The organism is Mycetocola manganoxydans (genome assembly GCF_003667545.1).
In the GTDB taxonomy this organism is placed as follows: domain Bacteria; phylum Actinomycetota; class Actinomycetes; order Actinomycetales; family Microbacteriaceae; genus Mycetocola_A; species Mycetocola_A manganoxydans.
In genome coordinates this window covers 199732-219276 of record NZ_RCUV01000002.1, presented here as the reverse complement: position 1 = coordinate 219276, position 19545 = coordinate 199732, and the positions used below count along the sequence as shown (strand labels likewise).

Annotated in this window: 17 protein-coding genes; 13 read left to right on the top strand and 4 right to left on the bottom strand. The window is 65.0% G+C overall.

From position 1 onward, the window contains the following. Positions 1-155: 155 nt before the first annotated feature. The 3 genes from D9V29_RS02285 to rplL all read left to right on the top strand — a co-directional run bounded on the left by D9V29_RS02285 (position 156) and on the right by rplL (position 2037). A complete protein-coding gene (locus D9V29_RS02285; RefSeq protein WP_121671691.1) occupies positions 156-818 on the top strand; it encodes an HAD family hydrolase in 663 nt (220 codons plus the stop codon). A 266-nt stretch (positions 819-1084) separates the two neighbouring features. Next, positions 1085-1600, top strand: coding sequence for a 50S ribosomal protein L10 (gene rplJ, locus D9V29_RS02280; protein WP_121671690.1), 516 nt, complete (start codon positions 1085-1087; stop codon positions 1598-1600). A 53-nt stretch (positions 1601-1653) separates the two neighbouring features. After that, positions 1654-2037: a 50S ribosomal protein L7/L12 gene (gene rplL, locus D9V29_RS02275; RefSeq protein WP_121671689.1), complete on the top strand. Its 384-nt coding sequence runs from the start codon at positions 1654-1656 to the stop codon at positions 2035-2037. Positions 2038-2139: 102 nt separating this feature from the next. Here rplL and D9V29_RS02270 read toward each other — a convergent pair whose 3' ends face one another. Then, a complete protein-coding gene (locus D9V29_RS02270; RefSeq protein WP_121671688.1) occupies positions 2140-3165 on the bottom strand; it encodes a LacI family DNA-binding transcriptional regulator in 1026 nt (341 codons plus the stop codon). 322 nt (positions 3166-3487) lie between these two features. Here D9V29_RS02270 and D9V29_RS02265 point away from each other — a divergent pair, with 322 nt between their 5' ends. The 4 genes from D9V29_RS02265 to D9V29_RS02250 all read left to right on the top strand — a co-directional run bounded on the left by D9V29_RS02265 (position 3488) and on the right by D9V29_RS02250 (position 8830). Further along, entirely contained in the window at positions 3488-4837 is a 1350-nt protein-coding gene (locus D9V29_RS02265) for an ABC transporter substrate-binding protein (RefSeq protein WP_121671687.1), read from the top strand. 81 nt (positions 4838-4918) lie between these two features. After that, positions 4919-5890: a carbohydrate ABC transporter permease gene (locus D9V29_RS02260; RefSeq protein ID WP_121671686.1), complete on the top strand. Its 972-nt coding sequence runs from the start codon at positions 4919-4921 to the stop codon at positions 5888-5890. Next, positions 5887-6879 (top strand): carbohydrate ABC transporter permease, encoded by a 993-nt coding sequence (locus D9V29_RS02255; protein WP_121671685.1) that lies wholly within the window; start codon positions 5887-5889, stop codon positions 6877-6879. Before D9V29_RS02260 ends, D9V29_RS02255 begins: the two co-directional genes overlap by 4 nt. A gap of 73 nt (positions 6880-6952) precedes the next feature. Then, positions 6953-8830, top strand: a complete 1878-nt coding sequence (locus D9V29_RS02250) for an ABC transporter ATP-binding protein (RefSeq protein WP_121671684.1) — start codon at positions 6953-6955, stop codon at positions 8828-8830. 46 nt (positions 8831-8876) lie between these two features. Here the strand turns inward: D9V29_RS02250 and D9V29_RS02245 are convergent, their stop codons facing one another. From D9V29_RS02245 to D9V29_RS02235, 3 genes are all read right to left on the bottom strand, one after another. Further along, complete coding sequence (locus D9V29_RS02245; protein WP_183084889.1) at positions 8877-9707, bottom strand: endonuclease domain-containing protein; 831 nt, start codon at positions 9705-9707, stop codon at positions 8877-8879. A 398-nt stretch (positions 9708-10105) separates the two neighbouring features. Continuing rightward, the gene (locus D9V29_RS02240) at positions 10106-10819 is read right to left on the bottom strand and encodes a DUF305 domain-containing protein (protein ID WP_220699915.1); all 714 of its coding nucleotides are present in this window, start codon (positions 10817-10819) and stop codon (positions 10106-10108) included. A gap of 1 nt (position 10820) precedes the next feature. After that, positions 10821-11516 carry a thioredoxin-like domain-containing protein gene (locus tag D9V29_RS02235; protein WP_121671682.1) on the bottom strand — a complete coding sequence of 232 codons (696 nt, stop codon included), beginning with the start codon at positions 11514-11516 and terminating at the stop codon, positions 10821-10823. A 296-nt stretch (positions 11517-11812) separates the two neighbouring features. Here D9V29_RS02235 and D9V29_RS02230 point away from each other — a divergent pair, with 296 nt between their 5' ends. The 6 genes from D9V29_RS02230 (at position 11813) to chvE (ending at position 19521) form a co-directional block, all read left to right on the top strand. Next, the gene (locus tag D9V29_RS02230; protein ID WP_121671717.1) at positions 11813-13180 is read left to right on the top strand and encodes a cystathionine beta-synthase; all 1368 of its coding nucleotides are present in this window, start codon (positions 11813-11815) and stop codon (positions 13178-13180) included. A gap of 31 nt (positions 13181-13211) precedes the next feature. Further along, positions 13212-14417 (top strand): cystathionine gamma-synthase, encoded by a 1206-nt coding sequence (locus D9V29_RS02225; protein ID WP_121671681.1) that lies wholly within the window; start codon positions 13212-13214, stop codon positions 14415-14417. Between the two features lie 76 nt (positions 14418-14493). After that, positions 14494-15360, top strand: coding sequence for an SDR family oxidoreductase (locus D9V29_RS02220; protein ID WP_121671680.1), 867 nt, complete (start codon positions 14494-14496; stop codon positions 15358-15360). A 119-nt stretch (positions 15361-15479) separates the two neighbouring features. Continuing rightward, positions 15480-16928, top strand: a complete 1449-nt coding sequence (locus D9V29_RS02215) for an MFS transporter (RefSeq protein WP_121671679.1) — start codon at positions 15480-15482, stop codon at positions 16926-16928. 138 nt (positions 16929-17066) lie between these two features. After that, complete coding sequence (locus D9V29_RS02210; RefSeq protein ID WP_121671678.1) at positions 17067-18086, top strand: LacI family DNA-binding transcriptional regulator; 1020 nt, start codon at positions 17067-17069, stop codon at positions 18084-18086. 346 nt (positions 18087-18432) lie between these two features. Beyond that, positions 18433-19521, top strand: a complete 1089-nt coding sequence (chvE, locus tag D9V29_RS02205; RefSeq protein WP_121671716.1) for a multiple monosaccharide ABC transporter substrate-binding protein — start codon at positions 18433-18435, stop codon at positions 19519-19521. Positions 19522-19545 lie beyond the last annotated feature (24 nt).

Sequence of the window (19545 nt, the reverse complement as noted above, 5' to 3'; positions counted from 1 at the left end):
CCGCCGAACGACTCGACAAACTACTCTTAAACCCACACACAAACACCGGTGTTGCGTGACTACCTAGAATTCGCCCCCCACGCGTCGACCTTTCGCGCCAGCGCTGCGATACCGATCCCGCATCGCTAGAGTTACGGGTCAACTGAAAGGGTGTCATGACCGAGAAGATCAAGGCCGTTCTGTTCGACGTCGACGGAACTCTCGTCGACTCCAATTACCTTCACGTTGAGGCCTGGACCCACGCCTTCGCCGACCTCGAGGTGTTCGTACCGGCCTGGCGGGTGCACCGCGCGATCGGCCAGGATTCGGCGAGGCTCCTCGGCGCTCTTCTCGGCGACCGGGCAGATGAACTCCGTGATCGGGCGAAGGAACTGCACTCCCGTTACTACAAGGAACTCGCGCCGAGGCTCGAGCCCCTCGCTGGCTCGCGCGACCTGATCCGCGCGCTGTCCGCGCGAGGCACCATCGTAGTTCTCGCCACCTCGGCCCCGGAGGACGAACTCGAACTGCTCACCGGGACGCTCGACGTCGACGGGTCTCTCCACGCGACCACGAACGCCGACGACGTCGAGACGGCGAAACCCGACCCGTCGATCGTCGAAGTCGCACTCGGCAAAGCCGGGGTTCCCGCAGGCGAAGCGATCTTCGTCGGCGACTCGGTCTGGGACTGCTTCGCCGCATCCAGAGCGGGCGTTCCGACCATCGGGTTGCTCTCCGGCGGATTCTCCTCAGCCGAGCTTCTCTCCGCGGGAGCGATCGCCATCTACGACGACCCCGCAGCGCTGCTTCGCGAACTCCACCTCAGCCCGCTGGCCTGATCGCTCCCGATTTGGCGGAACGACGACGGATGCCGTAGGGTGAGACAAAACCAAAGACCGCAGGTTTTCGGCGTGCGTGCGTAAGCAGGCATCCGATCGAAGGTTCTCAGCTGAGACGACCCGCGCAGGTGGACGAAACAACATCGAGATTCTCTCTCCTTTTGCTCCGTGCGCTTGCGCCGGAGCTTTTTTTCTGCCGAAAACCAACTGCCTTTTTGGCTCGCATTCGCTTCCGCGGTGCGAGGAAGACTAATCAAGGAGTGGCTATGGCGAACAAGGAAGCCTCGGTTGCCGAACTCACGGAGAAATTCCAGAGCTCGACTGCCGTACTGCTGACCGAGTACCGCGGCCTCACTGTTGCACAGCTCAAGACGCTGCGCACCAACATCAGTGCGGACGCAACCTACGCCGTGGTGAAGAACACGCTGACCAAGATTGCCGCGAACAACGCGGGCATTTCGTCGTTTGACGAAGAGCTCGTCGGTCCGTCGGCCGTCGCATTCGTGCACGGAGACCCTGTCACCGTTGCAAAGAGCCTGCGCGACTTTTCCAAGGCAAACCCTCTCCTGGTGATCAAGGGCGGTTACTTTGACGGTAACGCCCTGACCGCCGCAGAGGTAGGCAAGCTCGCCGACCTCGAGTCCCGCGAAGTTCTGCTCGGCAAGCTTGCCGGCGCCTTCAAGGCCTCGCTGTTCGGAGCCGCATATCTGTTCAACGCACCGCTGTCGAAGGCCGTTCGCACGGTCGACGCGCTGCGTGAGAAGCAGGAGTCCGCTTCCTAGGTTCAGACCTGGGACAGCGGTGAGTAGACCAAAGAAATCTAAGGGAGAAAATCATGGCAAAGCTGTCAACTGAAGAGCTGCTTGAGCAGTTCAAGGGCCTCACGCTCATCGAACTCAGCGAGTTCGTCAAGGCATTCGAGGAGACCTTCGAGGTCACCGCGGCTGCACCCGTTGCTGTTGCTGGACCGGCTGCTGCCGGTGCTGCTGCAGAAGAGGTCGAAGAGAAGGACTCCTTCGACGTCGTTCTCGAGTCGGTCGGCGACAAGAAGATCCAGGTCATCAAGGCCGTTCGCGAGCTCACCTCGCTGGGTCTCGGCGAGGCCAAGGCCGTCGTCGATGGCGCTCCGGGCAACGTCCTCGAGGGTGCAAACAAGGAAACCGCCGAGAAGGCAAAGACTGTTCTCGAAGAGGCTGGCGCAACCGTTACCCTCAAGTAATCTGCGCCCTTCGGGGCTCATGCTTGTGGTTTGACTGCGCTACCGCTCGAGGTAGTTCACGAGAGCGTCGCTCCCTCCGGGGAGCGGCGCTCTTTTTCGTGCTCAGACGGCGTCGGCGACGACGCCGACATGGGCCGTGCTCGCCCGCACGACCAGCCGTGCCGGCATATCGACCACCTCGGGAGCGCACGGCTCTCCTCCCACGGCCGAAAGCAGGTCGGTGACGGCAGCCAGGCCCTGCTCCCGCGGGCGCTGTTCGATCGTCGTGAGCGAGAACATCTCCGCGTACTCGTGGCCGTCGATGCCGATGACCGACAGATCGCCCGGCACCCGGATTCCGATTCGGCGGGCCGCGATGATCACCCCGATGGCGATCTCGTCGCACGCGGCGAAGATGGCGCTCGGCCGGGAGGTGGCATCGCTCAGGGCGTGCGTGCCGGCGTCATATCCGCCGGGCACGCTCATCGTGGTCTGGGTCGCCCGCGCCTCAGACGCGAGGCCGGCCGCGAACATCGCCTGCCGATAGCCGGCCAGCCGCAAGTTGTGAACAGTGTTCTCGGCCGGATCCGCGACGTGGCCCCCGATGTGCAGGACCCTGCGGTGACCGAGCCCGAGCAGGTGCTCCGTTGCGACGCGCGCGGCCGCGACGTCATCGATCGTCAGCGAACGGATGCCGGGAACCGGCGCCCCGACGCTGACCATCGGTATCCCGAGCCGAAGGAGCCTCCCCGCCTCTTCAGCGGTCGGCTCCACCCCGACGGCGATCACCCCGTCGAATCGCTTGCGAGCGAGGAAGAAGTTGAACACGCGGTCGCGTTCTGCGGACCCCGGGTGCAGGTTGTACAGGGTCATGTCGAAGCCGCTGTTGAGCAGCGCCTCTTCGATAGCTTCGAGAATCTCGCCGAAGAACCACCGGTTGATGAAGGGAATGACGACGCCGATGTTTTTCGTCTTCCCGGTCACGAGGCTGGCGGCATTGGGCGAGGCGACGAAGCCGATCTCCTCTGCAGCCTGCACGACCCGCTTCCGCGTGGCTTCAGCGACGTAGCCCTTGCCCGACAGTGCGCGGGACGCGGTGGCCTTGGAAACACCTGCGCGTGCCGCGACATCCGCGATTGCACTACCCACGGTGGCCTCCCGACGCTGGGACGCGTTCCCAGAGGAGAGGGAAGGCGTTGTTGGATCGAGGATAGCGAAACGACTCCCGGTATGGAACCGGTTTCAGAAATCGAGCGAGCGGGCCGGGCCGCGGCATCCACCTCTCCCGGCGAGTTCCCGCGAGAGAGCGCGATCATCGGCCGAATTCGTTACCCTGTCGTGCTTGTATATCCGGGTGGGGTGCCGTAACTTTTGCATGGAACCGGTTCCCTATGGGGATCGGCGTGCACCAGCGGGGCGAGGTCCACAGCTTCAGGCCCGAGAACAATCACACTCAACGAGGAGAACAGAGATGAGCTTCAAGACCCATCGCCGCATCCTGGCGCCGCTCGCGGCAGCCGGAATCGTCGGTCTCGCACTCACCGGCTGTACCGGCGACGTTGCGGCCGGCGACAAGGCCGACACGGACTGCGCCGACTACGAGGCGTACGGTACTTTCGATGACAACCCCGAGGTCACCATCGGTGGAACGATTCTCGACGCCGAGGCTGACCGTCTCGTCGAGTCCTGGGCCGACTTCGCCACCTGCACCGGTATCGACGTGGCGTATCAGGGCACCAAGGAATTCGAGGCACAGATCGCGGTGCTCGCCGAGGCAGGCAACGCCCCGGACATCGGAATCGTCCCGCAGCCCGGTCTGCTCCAGCGACTCGCTGCAGGCGGCTGGCTGATCGAAGCACCCGAGGCCGTCGAGTCGAACGTCGACGAGTTCTGGGGCGAGGACTGGAAGGGCTACGGCAGCCACGACGGCACCTTCTACGCCGCTCCGCTCATGGCGAGCATCAAGGGGTACATCTGGTACTCGCCGGCCGAGTTCGAGGAGAAGGGGTACGAGGTCCCCACCACACTCGACGAACTCACTGAGCTGAGCGAGACGATCGCCGCAGAGGGCGACCACAAGCCGTGGTGCGTTGGTCTCGGTTCAGGTGACGCCACCGGCTGGCCCGGTACCGACTGGATCGAGGACTTCGTCCTCCGCCAGTCAGGCCCTGAGGTCTACGACCAGTGGATCACCCACGAGATCCCGTTCAACGACCCGCAGATCGTCGAAGCGTTCGACGCCGCGGGCGAGGTCCTCAAAAACCCGGACATGGTCAACGGTGGACTCGGTGACGTCTCCAGCGTGATCTCGACCGAGTTCAACGGAGCCGGCCTTCCGATCCTCGACGGCACCTGCTCACTGCACCACCAGGCATCCTTCTACGAAGGCTTCTGGCCCGAGGGTACCGAAGTCAGCCCAGACGGTGACGTCTTCGCATTCCTCATGCCTTCGGTTGAGGCCGACGGAGAGCAGGCAGTGACCGGTGGTGGAGAGTTCCCCGTCGCGTTCAGCGAGGGCGAGGAGATCGACGCCGTACGTGCATACATGTCAAGTGACACCTGGGCGAACAACCGGGTCAAGCTCGGCGGTGTCATCAGCGCCAACAAGGGTCTCGACCCCGAGAACGCTTCGAGTGACGTGCTGAAGCAGAGCATCGAGATCCTTCAGGACGAGAATGCTGTGTTCCGTTTCGACGGTTCCGACCTCATGCCGGCCGCCGTCGGCGCGGACTCGTTCTTCAAGGGCATCGTGGCCTGGATCTCCGGCGACAGCACCCAGGAGACGGTCGACGCGATTGAGAGCAGCTGGCCGAAGAGCTAACTGTTTCATCCCCCGAACACGGGCGGGGTCGCCATCCGGCGGCTCCGCCCGTGATCTCCCTTCTCGGAAAGGCGCAGTTTCATGACGACCGCTGATCTCATCGGCAAGATCATCCAGGTGGTGGGTGGTCTCGCCATCTTCGCCGCCATCATCGGCCTCCTCTTCTTCTTCCTCGACAAAGCTCCCAAGCGCGGCAAGGACTACGGGCAACTGGCCGTCTTCCTCGCACCGGCGATGATCCTGGTTTTCCTCGGGCTCATCTACCCGGCCATCCGGACGAGCCTTCTCGCCTTCACCAACAACACGGGCGAGTTCAACGGACTCGACAACTTCGTCTGGATGTTCACGCAGCCGGCGATCGTCAACACCCTCATCAACACGGTGGTCTGGGTTCTGCTCGTTCCCACCGTCTCGACAATCGTCGGGCTCGCCTACGCGGTGTTCATCGACAAGTCCCGCGGCGAGAAGATCTACAAGGTTCTCGTGTTCATGCCGATGGCCATCTCCATGGTCGGCGCGGGAATCATCTGGAAGTTCGTCTACGACTACCGCCAGGCCGGAAGCGAACAGATCGGTCTCCTCAACCAGATCGTTGTCTGGCTCGGTGGAGAGCCGGTTCAGTGGCTGCAAACCAGTCCGATCAACACCTTCCTCCTCATCGTCGTGATGATCTGGATCCAGACCGGTTTCGCCATGGTCGTCCTCTCGGCCGCCATCAAGGCCGTTCCGGTCGAGCAGCTCGAAGCAGCAGAAATCGACGGAACGAACCCGTGGCAGCGATTCCGGAACGTGACGCTCCCCGGCATCCGCGGTTCTCTCGTCGTCGTCATCACGACCATCTCCATCGCAACGCTCAAGGTCTTCGACATCGTGCGCACGATGACCGCCGGAAACTTCAACACCAGCGTCATCGCGAACGAGATGTACACCCAGGCGTTCCGTGCAGCTGAACCGGGTCGTGGTTCGGCTCTCGCACTCGTGCTCTTCGTGCTGGTGCTGCCGATCGTCATCTACAACATCCGAGTCATGCGGAAGCAGAGGGAGATCCGATGAGCACGACACCGATTGTGCCCACCACGACCGACACCGACACCGGGAAGAAGCTCGACAAGGGCGCCGACATCGAAGTCGGTACCAAGTCCCGTCGGGTCAAGCGCCGCCTGACCTCTCGCACCGCGACGATCGTCGCGCTGGTCATCGCGGTGGTGTGGACGATCCCGACCTTCGGCCTGTTCGTCTCGTCGTTCCGGCCGGCTGAACTCATCCAGTCGACGGGCTGGTGGACGATCTTCCAGAACCCGGGCTTCACGTTCGACAACTACGCAGAAGTGCTCTTCTCGTCGTCGCAATCGTCACCGCAGCTCGGCTCGTACTTCGTCAACTCACTCGCGATCGCGATCCCAGGAACCATCTTCCCGCTGATTCTCGGCGCCATGGCCGCATACGCGTTCGCGTGGATGAAGTTCAAGGGATCGAACTGGCTGTTCATCCTCGTCTTCGCGTTGCAGATCGTTCCGCTGCAGATGGCGCTCCTGCCGCTGCTTCAGATGTTCACGCAGTTCCTGCGTCCGTTGCAGAACGGTCTCCACGAGGTGATCCCGATGATCCCCGAGCAGAACTACCTGCCCGTGTGGATCGCGCACACGATGTTCGGCTTGCCGCTCATCATCTTCCTTCTGCACAACTTCATCTCGGAGGTTCCGGGAGAAGTCATCGAGGCCGCACGAGTCGACGGTGCGAACCCCGGGCAGATCTTCTTCAGGATCGTTTTGCCGCTCGCTCTCCCGGCGATCGCATCCGTTGCCATCTTCCAGTTCCTCTGGGTCTGGAACGACCTGCTCGTTGCGCTGATCTTCTCGGGCGGAACAGCGGATGTCGCGCCGCTCACCCAGAGGCTGGCGGAGCTCACCGGAACGCGAGGCCAGGACTGGCAGCGACTGACAGCCGCGGCGTTCGTGTCGCTCATCGTGCCGTTGATCGTGTTCTTCAGCCTGCAGCGGTACTTCGTGCGAGGCCTCCTCGCCGGTGCGACGAAGGGGTAACCCGCCGCATTCTCTCACTACCTGAACCCCGGCATTCGACGTCGAATGCCGGGGTTAGGGTGAGTCCATGAGTATGCATGGCGGCGGCGGCCGTGGTGGCGGCGGCCGGATGCGCGGCGGTGGCGACGAAGAAGCCCAGCGCGCGGTGAACGCCGAGGCGCCGAAGATTCCCAACCTGTTACCGCGGGTCGCCGCCCTGTTCTCGCCGCACAAGGCGAAGATCGCTCTCACGGTCGTGCTCGTCCTCGTCGGCGCCGCACTGAGCGTGATCCCGCCGCTCCTGGTGGAACAGGCCTTCGACGTGGGGCTCTTCCCGCCCGATGGCGGGCCCGACCTGCCCGCTTTGACCCGGATCGTTGCGATCATGATCGGCATCTTCGTGCTCGCCACCGGCCTCGGGGTCTGGCAGACCTGGCTCACCGCGACGGTCGGGAACACCGTCATGGGCGAGCTCCGGGTCGCGCTGTTCCGCCGGCTGCAATCGATGGAACTGAGCTTCTTCACCCGGACCAAGACCGGCGTCATCCAGTCCCGCCTGCAGAACGACGTCGGCGGGGTCGCCGGTGCGCTCAGCAACACCATCTCCAGTGTGCTCGGCAACACCGTGACCGTGCTCGCAGCCTTCGTCGCCATGGTGCTGATCAACTGGCAGCTCACCATCGTCGCCCTCATCCTCATGCCGATCCTCGTGATCGCCCAGCGCCGGGTCGGGCAGGTGCGGGCCCGGATCGCCACGAAGACGCAGGAGTCACTGTCGGACATGACGGCGATCACGCAGGAGACACTGAGCGTGTCCGGCGTGCTGCTGTCCAAGAGCTTCAACCAGCAGCCGACGGAGATCCGCCGCTACGAGCGGTCCAACGACGAGCAGGTCGACCTGCAGGTCAAGCAGACGATGAGCGGGCAGTGGTTCTTCGCCATGGTCAACATCTTCCTGTCGTCGATCCCGGCCATCGTCTACCTCGTCGCCGGCTTCCTCGTGACAGGCGGGGCCACCGACATCACGGCCGGTGCGATCGTCGCGTTCACGACCGTGCAGTCCCGGCTGCTCTTCCCGCTCATGGCGCTGATGCGCGTGGGACTGGACCTGCAGACATCCGGAGCCCTGTTCGCCCGCATCTTCGAGTACCTCGACCTCACACCCACCATCTCGGACGGTCCGGATGCCGTCCCGGTCGACGCCGCAAGCGGCTCACTCGGACGCGTCGAGTTCGAGCGCGTCACCTTCCGTTACCCGGATGCCACGCCGGACTCACGTCCGACGCTCGACGAGGTCTCCTTCTCGATCGCACCGGGGGAGTTCGCGGCCTTCGTCGGACCCAGCGGGGCCGGCAAGACGACCGTGTCGTACCTCGTTCCGCGGTTCTACGATGCGACGGGCGGGCGGGTGTTGTTCGCCGGCACCGATGTGCGAGAACTGCAGGCCGAATCGCTGGTGTCGAACATCGGGATCGTGAGCCAGGAGACTTACCTGTTCCACGCGACCATCGCCGAGAACCTTCGCTACGCGAAACCGGATGCTACGGACGCGGAGCTCGAGAGCGCGGCGCGGGCAGCGAACATCCACGACACGATCGCCTCGTTCGAGGACGGCTACGACACTGTCGTCGGTGAGCGCGGCTATCGCCTCTCCGGAGGTGAAAAGCAGCGCATCGCGATCGCCAGGGTGATGCTCAAGGACCCGGCGGTGCTCGTGCTCGACGAAGCAACGAGTGCGCTGGATACGATCTCGGAGCGGGTCGTCCAGAGGGCGCTGGAGGCGGCATCCGCTGGGCGCACCACCATCGCGATCGCGCACCGGCTGTCGACGATCGTGAAGGCCGATGTGATCTTCGTCGTGGAGGCCGGTCGGATTGCCGAGACCGGAACGCACGCGGAGCTTCTCGCCCTCGACGGAACGTACGCCCGCATGTTCGAGGAACAACTGGGGAGTCGGCCGCTCGTCGACTGAGGGCCGCGTGGCACCCGTCTCAGCGATCGTTTTCGGATGCCGGTGGTCAGCGCTGCGCCGCCCGCTGGGTCCGCGCGACGGACACGCGGCGCACCACCTCGGCCGGGTCGGAGAAGACGTGACGTTTGGTGAGGCGCACGATGCGCCATCCGTTCTCGACAAGTCGCTCGAGCCGGTCGATGTCTCGCTGGATCTGCTCAGGCGTCTGCCAGTGGTGCGCGCCCTCGTATTCGATCGCGATCTTGAGGTCCGGGTAGGCGAGGTCGACACAGCCGAGGAAGCTGCCCGCGTCGGCGAAAGCGTCGAAGTTGAGCACCGGTTCGGGTAGCCCCGCGTCGACGAGAATGAGGCGCACCCACGTCTCGAGGCGAGACCACGACCCGGTGCGGATGCGACCGAGCGCGTCGCGGAGGGCGCCCACCCCGGGGCGGCGCCCTGCGTCGATTGCTGCGCGGAGCTGGTCCAGCGTGGCGATGGGCGGCTGGGTGACGCCGCTGCCGCCCGCCGAGGTGCGCTGGCAGACGATCGCGTCGCCCGCGGCCACGAGGTCGTACGGGTGGAGGAGCGGGCCGAGGTTCGCCCAGGTGGATGCGGGGGTGGCGAGGCGGAGCCCGCGGTGCGTGGTGACGTGGACGAGGTTCGGATCGAGCGTGTGCCCCCGGACCCCCGCCCCTTTCGGTGCGCGTCTCGGCCGAAACACGGATACATCGATAAGGCGATCTTCGAGGCGCGGCAACGGCACACCCCAGAGAGTAGCCGCTGTGGTGTGACTGAAGAACTCCGTGGGTAGCATCCGGTTCGAGTAGGCCTGCGCCAGATGGCGCACCTCGGTGCGAATCAATTCCGCGGGATCTGAATCGGCAGCGGATGAATCCACGGCGGCCCGTGCCCATACGCCTCGGAACAGATGCTCGAGGTCTGGGCTGTGGAGGCGTGATCGCCCCACACCGTGCCGACGTGCTTCGTGATAGGTGAATGAAGTCGGAAGGTTCGATGGAAGTGGGCGAGGAGACAGCATCCGTCAACCGTTCCACCGTGCGTTCCCACCTCCGCGACACCGGCAAGAACTGTGGAGAGAAACCGGTCATGTGGAGAAAGCGTTGAGCGCGGAGGGCCGGGGTTCATCGGTCCCGAATGCTCGCTTTGCTTCGGGGAATCGGACATACGGGACCGACGAACGCGGATCAGATGCGTAGGGGGAGCTTCATCGGTCCCGAATGTTCAGTTTCTTGTGAGAAACCCGACATTGGGGACCGACGAACGGCGGGTACGCGACTAGGGCGCCGGACGCTCGTCGAGCATCGACTCCATCAGGTCGATCTCGGAATCCTGGCTCTTCACCACGCCGATCGAAAAGGTGCGGACGGTGGAGTTCGTGCTGCGGTCGAGCAACGCCTCCGCCATGTCGATCGCACCCTGGTGGTGCGCGATCATGAGTTCGAGGAACATCCGCTCGGCTGCAACACCGGTGAGGCTCTTCAGCTCCGTGATCTGTTCCTGCGTCGCGAGCCCCGGCATCGGCTCGCCCGGCTCATGGGCGCTCTCACCGGATCCGTGGTTGTGCCCGTCGCCCTCGAGCGTCGGGCGCATCATCCACGTCATCTCCGGCTCGGTGGAATGCGCGGGCAGACCCCAGACGCTGAGCCAGCCCTGCATCATGCCGGACTGCGCACCCTGCGTGGTCGCGATGTCGTAGGCGAGCAGACGCACGTCGGGGTCGTCGGTGAGATCACGAATGATCATCGACAGTTCGACGCCCTGATTGTGGTGCGTCTGCATGTCGCGCGCGAAACCGGCCTCGGCGCTGCCGGTCGTGGGCGTCGGATCACCGAGCGTCGACAACCGCCCGACCGAGAAGGCGACGATGCCGACGACAACGATCGCGACGAGGGCGAGCACGAGGAGTGCGAGCGGGGACCGCCGCCTCGAAACGCGAGCCGACTCGGGGACGGATGCCGTGGCATCCGTCTCGATCTCGACGCCGGCCAATCTACGCCTTGCCCGGGCCGTCGACGGCGCCGGTGCAGAGTGCGCCGGGTTCTGGGACGTTCTCGCTCTTCCAGTACTCCTCGAAGAACTCGCCGATACGCTCGTCAGAGGCCTCGTCGACCTGGAGCTGGACGTCCCAGCCGGAGAGCACGATCGGAGCCGGAAGGTCGTCGAATGGAGAGAGGATCACGTAGGTAGAGGGGAGCTTCGTCTTCAGAAGGTCGAGCTCCTCGTCGGAGATCGACGGGTCGTAGGTGACCCAGATCGCTCCGTGCTCGAGGGAGTGGACAGCGTTCTCGTTCGGCTGCACCTCGGTGTAGACGCCACAGTTCAGCCAGGCCGGGTTGTGGTCGCCACCGGCGGGGGGAGTCTGCGGGTAGTCCACAGCGGTCTCGACGTGGTTGTTGGTGTTCTCGAACGTCTCGACGCCCTCGATCTCGGCGCCAGAACCACCGGCGGTGTACGACGCGTTCTTCGGCTGGGTGAGGATCAGCGACGTGACCAGCAGCGCAACGACCGCAACACCGGCGACGACGGCAGAGATGATGCCGATCTTCTTCGCGCGACGCTTCTTCGCCTGCTCACGCTTGTACGCTTCGACCTTCTGGGCGCGCTGTTCGGCCCGCTGCTCCTTGATGGTCAGCTGCCTCGCAGGGTTGCCGCTTTTGCTGCCGGGGGAATCGCTTCGCGGGGTCACAGTGGCCTCTCGTGGTGTGGGAACCCGGGTTCTCGTCCATGCGCGCGCATGGGGGCCGGGCGTCTCCAGTTTATGGGCCCGGAATGGGGTTTGCTGGGAGCACGCGGTGAAGCGGATGCACGGCAATGTTAAAGCGGATGCCGTCGGCCGGCCGGCGCGGGATGTTCACCTCGCAAGACGCCCCACCCTGTAACAGAACGGGGGCAGCGGCTAGGCTCGAATCGGCGGCCACAAGCCGCACCGGGTTGCGCGTGGAAGCGAACCCGCAACGAAAACCCATCACCGAACGGACGAACGTGAAGTACGCAGAGAGCATCGTCGACCTCGTGGGAAACACCCCGCTGGTCCGGCTCAACCGAGTGACCGACGGCATCCGTGCCACCGTGCTGGCGAAGGTCGAGTACCTCAACCCCGGCGGCAGCGTGAAGGACCGCATCGCGGCGCGCATTCTCGACGCGGCCGAGGCGTCCGGAGAGCTCAAGCCCGGCGGCACCATCGTCGAGCCGACGAGCGGAAACACCGGCGTCGGCCTCGCCCTCATCGCGCAGCAGCGTGGATACCGCTGCATCTTCGTCGTGCCGGACAAGGTCGGCGAGGAAAAGCGCAACGTGCTCACCGCGTACGGTGCCGAGGTCGTGGTCACGCCGACGTCTGTCGCGCCCGAGTCCCCCGAGTCGTACTACAGCGTCTCCGACCGGCTTGCCGCCGAGATTCCCGGCGCGTTCAAGCCCAACCAGTACTTCAACCAGAACGGTCCGCTGAGCCACTACGAGACAACCGGCCCCGAGATCTGGAACGACACCGAGGGCAAGCTCACGCACTTCGTCGCCGGAGTCGGAACGGGGGGAACCATCACGGGAACCGGTCGCTTCCTCCGCGAAGCATCGAACGGAACCGTGCGCATCATCGGTGCAGACCCGGAGGGCTCCGTCTACTCCGGCGGCACCGGCCGCCCGTACCTCGTCGAGGGCGTCGGCGAAGACATGTGGCCAGGCGCATACGACCCGGGTGTCGTTCACGAGGTCATCGCGGTGTCGGATGCCGAATCCTTCGCCATGACCCGCCGGCTCGCGCTCGAAGAGGGCCTCCTCGTCGGCGGATCGAGCGGCATGGCCGTCGTCGCAGCACTCAAAGCGGCGGAGAGCCTCGGTGAGGACGACGTCGTCGTTGTGCTGCTCCCGGACGGGGGCCGCGGTTACCTCGCCAAGATCTTCAACGACTCGTGGATGCGCTCGCACGGGTTCATCGACCACGCCGCCGGTGAGCGGACCGTCGGAGACGTCATCAGAGCCAAGGGCGGGGACCTTCCCGCGTTCCTGCACGTGCACCCCTCCGACACCCTGCACGACGCGATCGGCATCATGGCAGAGCACGGGGTGTCACAACTCCCCGTCCTCAGCGCCGAACCTCCCGTCGTCATGGGCGAGGTCGTCGGTTCTGTCTCGGAGAGTTCCCTCCTCGACAGCGTCTTCACCGGGGATGCGAAGCTGACGGATGCCATCGCGACCGTCACCCAGGCCCCGTTGCCGATCATCGGATCCGGCGATTCACTGGCCGCTGCGCGACTCGCGCTGACGGCATCCGATGCCCTCATGGTGACTCGCGACGGCAAGCCGGATGCCGTGCTCACCCGCCAGGACCTGCTGACCTCGCTCAGCGACTGAACCCGCGAACGACGACGACGAGGAATACGCCATGAGCTCCGCACAGAACGACAAGAAGAACAAGAAGAACAAGAAGAGCAGGACCTCCGGATTCGCGACCCGCGCGATCCACGCGGGTCAGGACTTCGATCCGACGACCGGGGCGGTCATCCCGCCGATCTACCAGTCGTCGACCTTCGTGCAGACCCACATCGGCGGCCTGCGGAACGGTTTCGAGTACGGCCGCGGCGGAAACCCCACCCGTAACGGGCTCGAGGAGCAGCTCGCGGCGCTCGAGGGCGGCAGGCACGGAATCTCGTTCGCGTCAGGCCTCGCCGCTGAAGACGCGCTGCTCCGAGGCATCCTCAAGCCGGGAGACCACATCGTGCTCGGCAACGACGCGTACGGCGGAACCTACCGCCTCATCGCCCGCATCTTCGGAGCATGGGGCGTCACGCACAGTGTGGTCGACATGTCGAACCTTCGCACCGTGCAGTCGGCGATCACCGAGAACACGCGCGTGCTCTGGGTCGAGACCCCGTCGAACCCGCTGATGAAGATCACCGATATCGCCGAGCTCGCCGAGGTCGGTCACGCCGCAGGGCTCACCGTCGTCGTGGACAACACCTTCGCGTCTCCCGCATTGCAGAACCCGCTCGCGCTCGGCGCCGACGTCGTTGTGCACTCGACCACCAAATACCTCGGCGGACACTCCGACGTCATCGGTGGCGCCCTCGTGCTCAACGACGACGAGATGCACGAGAAGGTCCGCTTCATGCAGTTCGCCGCCGGGGCGGTCTCGGCGCCGATGGACGCGTTCCTCACCAGCCGTGGCATCAAGACCCTCGACGTGCGGATGCAGCGTCACAGCGACAACGCCCAGGCGATCGCCGAGTATTTCTCCGAGCACTCCGCGATCGAGACCGTGTACTACCCCGGGCTCGATTCCCACCCGGGGCACTCGCTCGCGGCGACGCAGATGTCGCGATTCGGCGGGATGCTGTCGCTCGCCTTCGCGGGCGGCGAAAAGGTCGCGCGCGCGTTCGCGGAGTCGACGCGAGTGTTCCAGCTCGCGGAATCGCTCGGCGGCATCGAGTCCCTCGTGAACTACCCGGCCGAGATGACCCACGCGTCGGTCGCGGGGACCGAGCTTGCCGTTCCGGCGAACGTCATCAGGCTGTCGGTGGGGCTCGAATCCGTCGACGACCTGCTCAGTGATGTCGACCGCGCCATCGGTAAGGCACTCAAGAAGCGCTGAAGCACCGAATCGTAGAGCAGCCCCGGCGTTTTCGCATGGGGTGGACCCGGCTCGATCTGGAGTGTCTACTGGGGCGATGAGCCTCCAGAACCCACTCGACCAGTACCCGCGTCCACCCTTCGAAGCCGACGACTCCGGCGATGAGCCGGTCATGTCGCCGAAGCCGGATCACGGCGAGGAAACCTACCGCGGCAACGGCCGGCTGAAGGGCAGGAAGGCGTTCGTCACCGGCGGTAACTCCGGCCTCGGCCGCGCGACGGCGCTCGCGTTCGCCCGTGAAGGCGCGGACGTGGTCTTCACGTTCCACAGCGACGAGGAGGGCGCCGCCGAAGCGCTCGCAGAGATCGAGAAGTCCGGGGTCACCGCGGCGTCGCTCAAGGTCGACATCTCCGACGAGAAGGAATGCACGGATGCCATCGCGACCGCTGCGGAGAAACTCGGCGGACTCGACACTCTCGTCATGGTCGCCGGCTACCAGAACAACGTGCCGGACATCCTCGACCTCGAGACCGACCAGCTCGACCTCACCTTCCGCACCAACGTGTATTCGCTCTACTGGCTCACCAAAGCAGCCCTCGAGCACCTTCCGGAGGGCGGCAGCATCATCACGACGAGCAGTGTCCAGGCCAATCAGCCATCGGCAGACAAACTCGACTACGCGGCGACGAAGGGTGCGATCGTCACCTTCACGAAAGCGCTCGCGCAGCAGCTCGCGCCCCGTGGCATCCGCGTCAATGCGGTTCTCCCTGGCCCGTTCTGGACCAACCTCCAGCCGGACTCGGCGAGCGGCGCCGACGACCTGAGCGGGTTCGGATCCGACACCCCATATGGTCGGCCTGGCCAGCCCGCCGAGATCGCCGGCGCATACGTCTACTTCGCGAGCGCCGACGCCAGCTACACGAGCGGCGCGACGCTCGTGGTCTCCGGCGGTTCTCCGAACTGACGCCAGTACCGTTCGAGGGACGCAAACTGCTCCGTTCTGCCGGTGTGGCAGCGGTTTGCGTCCCTCGAAGGCCGAGAATGCCCGCGCGCGGTGAAGGAAGAAGCGAATAAGCTCGACGGGTGACTTCCGACGCCCCTCCCGGTGCGGCATCCGTGAACCGGGAACCGGACGCGCTGCCAGGGATCTTCTCCTCCCGCTACCTGTGGGTGACGATCGGGGCGTGCGCTCTCGTGTTCCTTGCCGCGTTCGAATCGCTTGCGGTGACGACGATCATGCCGCTCGTGAGCGCAGACCTCGACGGTGCTGCGCTCTACGCGCTCGCCTTCGCCGGACCGCTCGCCACCGGGGTGATCGGCATGGTGTTCGCCGGCAACTGGTCCGACCGCAACGGCCCCGTTGCGCCACTGCTGACCTCGGTCGCCGTGTTCATCCTCGGCCTGTTCATCTGCGGTCTCGCGACCGACATGACGGTGTTCCTCATCGGCCGGCTGGTGCAGGGGCTCGGGTCAGGCGCGATGAACGTCGCGCTTTACGTCGTCGTGGCGCGCATCTACCCTCCAGCGCTGCACGCCCGCATCTTCGCCGGGTTCGCCGCTGCGTGGGTCGTGCCGTCGCTCGTCGGCCCGTTCGCCGCCGGTGTCGTCGCCGAACTCACGAGCTGGCACTGGGTGTTCCTCGGGGTCGTCGGCCTCGTACTCATCGCGATGCTCATGGTCGTCCCGGCACTGCGGATGCTCCGCGGCGGCTCCCACGGCGACGTGGCAGGCAAGCCCGCCTGGGCCCACGGCAAGATCGCGTGGGCCGTGCTCGCCGCCGTCGCCGTGCTCGGCCTCAACCTCTCCGCGCGACTCGACGGCGCCTACGTCGGTGTCGTCGCCGTCGCCGCCATTCTCGTCGCGCTCGTCGCGGTGCGTCCGCTCCTGCCCCCTGGGTCGCTTCGCGCCGCACGCGGACTTCCCACCGTCATCCTGTTGCGCGGCCTCGTCGCCGCGGCGTTCTTCGGGGCTGAGGTCTACATCCCGTATCTCCTCGCAGAACGCTACGACTTCTCGGCCGCCCTCTCCGGCCTCGCACTCACCGGCGCCGCCCTGACCTGGGCCGGTGCATCATGGCTGCAGGGCAAGCTCGAGAGCTCACTCAGCTCGGTGAACGCGATGCGCATCGGCACGGCCCTCGTGCTTCTCGCCATCCTGCTCGCCGTCGCGACCGCAGCAGCAGAGCTTCACCCGGCCGTCATCATCGGAGGCTGGCTGTTCGGGGGAGCGGGGATGGGGCTCATGTATCCGCGGCTCAGCGTCATGACGCTGTCGTACTCGTCGGAGCGGGACCAGGGCTTCAACAGCTCGGCCCTGTCGATCGCCGACTCGCTGGGAGGCGCGCTCGCCCTCGCGTCGACCGGTATCGTCTTCGCCGCACTTCTCGGTCTCGGTGGTGCGTGGCCGTTCGCCGGATGCTTCGCGCTCGCCGCAGTGCTCTCGGTTCTCTCGCTGGGCCTCGGTTCACGCGTCGGAACGGGTGTCCGTGCACCAGAACCTCAGAGTGAACGCGCCGATGTGACAGGCGTGTGACAACGGGTCTTTGCCGTCACATCCCGTGTCACATCGCCACCAAGTGCCGTAGAGGCGCGTTCGCGCTCCTGCCCGAGCCGTGCATAATTGACGTACTGGCGCGGATGTGACCGTGCACATGGATTCAAGGGTGTTCCGGTGACAGACAGCGTCGACAGAGGCAAAGCGCCGAACATCCGCGACGTCGCACGCCTCGCTGGCGTGAGCCATCAGACCGTCTCCCGGGTGCTCAACGACCACCCGAGCATCCGCGATTCGACCAGGCAGCGCGTCCTCGACGTGATGAACGACCTGCAATACCGCCCCAATCGCGCGGCCAGGGCCCTCGTCACCAGTCGCTCGCGCACGATCGGCGTGTTGGCCTCGCAACGTTCGCAATACGGGCCGTCGAGCATCATCCAGAGCATCGAGAGCGCGGCGCAGGATGCCGGCTACCTCGTCTCGACCGCCAACATCACGAAGACCGACGAGTCGTCGATCCTCACCGCGCTCAACCACCTCAACGCCCAGGCCATCGAGGGGCTCGTGATCATCGCGCCCCAGGTCCGCGTGTTCCGGGCGATCTCCAATCTCGATCTCCGCGTGCCGTTCGTGACGATGAACACGAGCGAGGGCACCGACGACCACGCCATCGCCGTCGACCAGGTCGCGGGGGCGCGGCTGGCAACCAGGCACCTCATCGAGCTCGGCCACCGGAACATCTACCACCTTGCTGGCCCGCAGGACTGGATCGAGGCGGAAGCGCGAATGCGCGGGTTCCTCGAGGAGATGAACGCCCAGGATGTGCCGACGACGGCACCGATCCTCGGTGACTGGTCGGCAGAGTTCGGCTACTACGCCGGGCGTGAACTCATGCGCGTCCGCGACTTCACCGCGATCTTCTCCTCCAACGACCAGATGGCGCTCGGGCTCATGCACGCGATCCGCGACGCGGGCCAGGACGTTCCGCACGACGTCTCCATCGTCGGTTTCGACGACATCCCGGAGGCCGCCCACTTCTGGCCGCCCCTCACCACGGTCAAACAGGATTTCCCCGAACTGGGGCGGCGCTGCGTCGCCCAGCTCCTCGGGACCATGGACGACCAGGCCGCAGGCTACACGGGCAGGATCCAGCCGGAATTGATCGTCCGCGCGTCGACGGCGCGGCCGTCGTTTTGACTCGCGCGATACGGCATCCGGCCGCGGTTACCAAACCGAGATCTTGCAATTTGACACAGGCAGCGGTTTTCTGCGTAACATGTGACGACAATGTGAACGGTCACATTGCAACGGTCGAAATCGCTGGTGTGCGAGATCGACGAAGAAACCCCCACACCTTTTTTCACGGTTCCCCACCTCCCTTCGTCTCGGCAGAGGGATCGAGCGCGGCATTCATGGACGCAGCCCGCTCGTACGGAAACCACACCTGTCTGGAATCCCAGGCGACAAAGACGTCCATGGCAACGATTACAGAGAGGTAAACACAGTGAAGAAGATTGTCATCGCGACACTCGCGGCCGGCGCAATGGTCGTGTCGCTCGCAGCGTGCTCGCAGGGCGGTTCAACCGGCGGCGGAGACGGCGAAGCAGCAGGCTCAGGCCAGCTCGTCGGCGTCGCAATGCCCACCAAGTCGAGCGAGCGCTGGATCCAGGATGGCGACGCCGTCAAGGAGCAGCTCGAGGCCGAGGGTTACAAGGTCGACCTGCAGTACGCAGAAGACGACATCCCCACCCAGGTCTCGCAGATCGAGAACATGATCACCAAGGGCGCAGAAGCCCTGATCATCGCCTCCATCGATGGCACCACGCTGACGCAGGTCCTGCAGGACGCCGCTGACGCCGAGATCCCGGTCATCGCATACGACCGCCTCATCCGCGACACCGAGAACGTCAGCTACTACGCCTCGTTCGACAACTACAAGGTCGGCGTGCAGCAGGCCACCTCCGTCCTCAACGGCCTCGGCCTGACGGACCTCGAGGGCGAGCCGGTCGACGGCGCACCCGCGGGCCCGTTCAACATCGAGATGTTCGCCGGTTCCCCCGACGACAACAACGCAACCTTCTTCTGGGACGGCGCGCAGGACACCCTGAAGCCGTTCATTGATGCAGGCACTCTCGTCGTCAAGAGCGGCCAGACGAGCTTCGAGCAGGCAGCAACGCTCCGCTGGGACGGCGAAACCGCTCAGAAGCGCATGGAGAACATCCTGACGTCGACCTACTCCGACGGCTCGAAGGTCAACGGCGTTCTGTCGCCGTACGACGGCATCTCCCGTGGAATCATCTCGGCACTGACCGACGCCGGTTACACGACCGGTGACGAATGGCCCATCATCTCGGGTCAGGACGCTGAGATCGACTCGGTCAAGGCAATCGCCAACTCGGGCGAGCAGTTCGCGACCATCTTCAAGGACACCCGCAAGCTCGCAACGGCCGCGGTTGAAATGACGATCGCCGTTCTGAACGACGACGAGCCTGAGGTCAACAACACCGAGGACTACGACAACGGCAAGTTCGTCGTTCCGTCCTACCTCCTCGACTCGCAGATCGTTGTCAAGGACAACGTCAACGAGGTCCTGGTCGAGTCCGGCTACTGGACCGAAGAAGAAATCGGATAACACCCTTCTTCAGTAACGCCCACC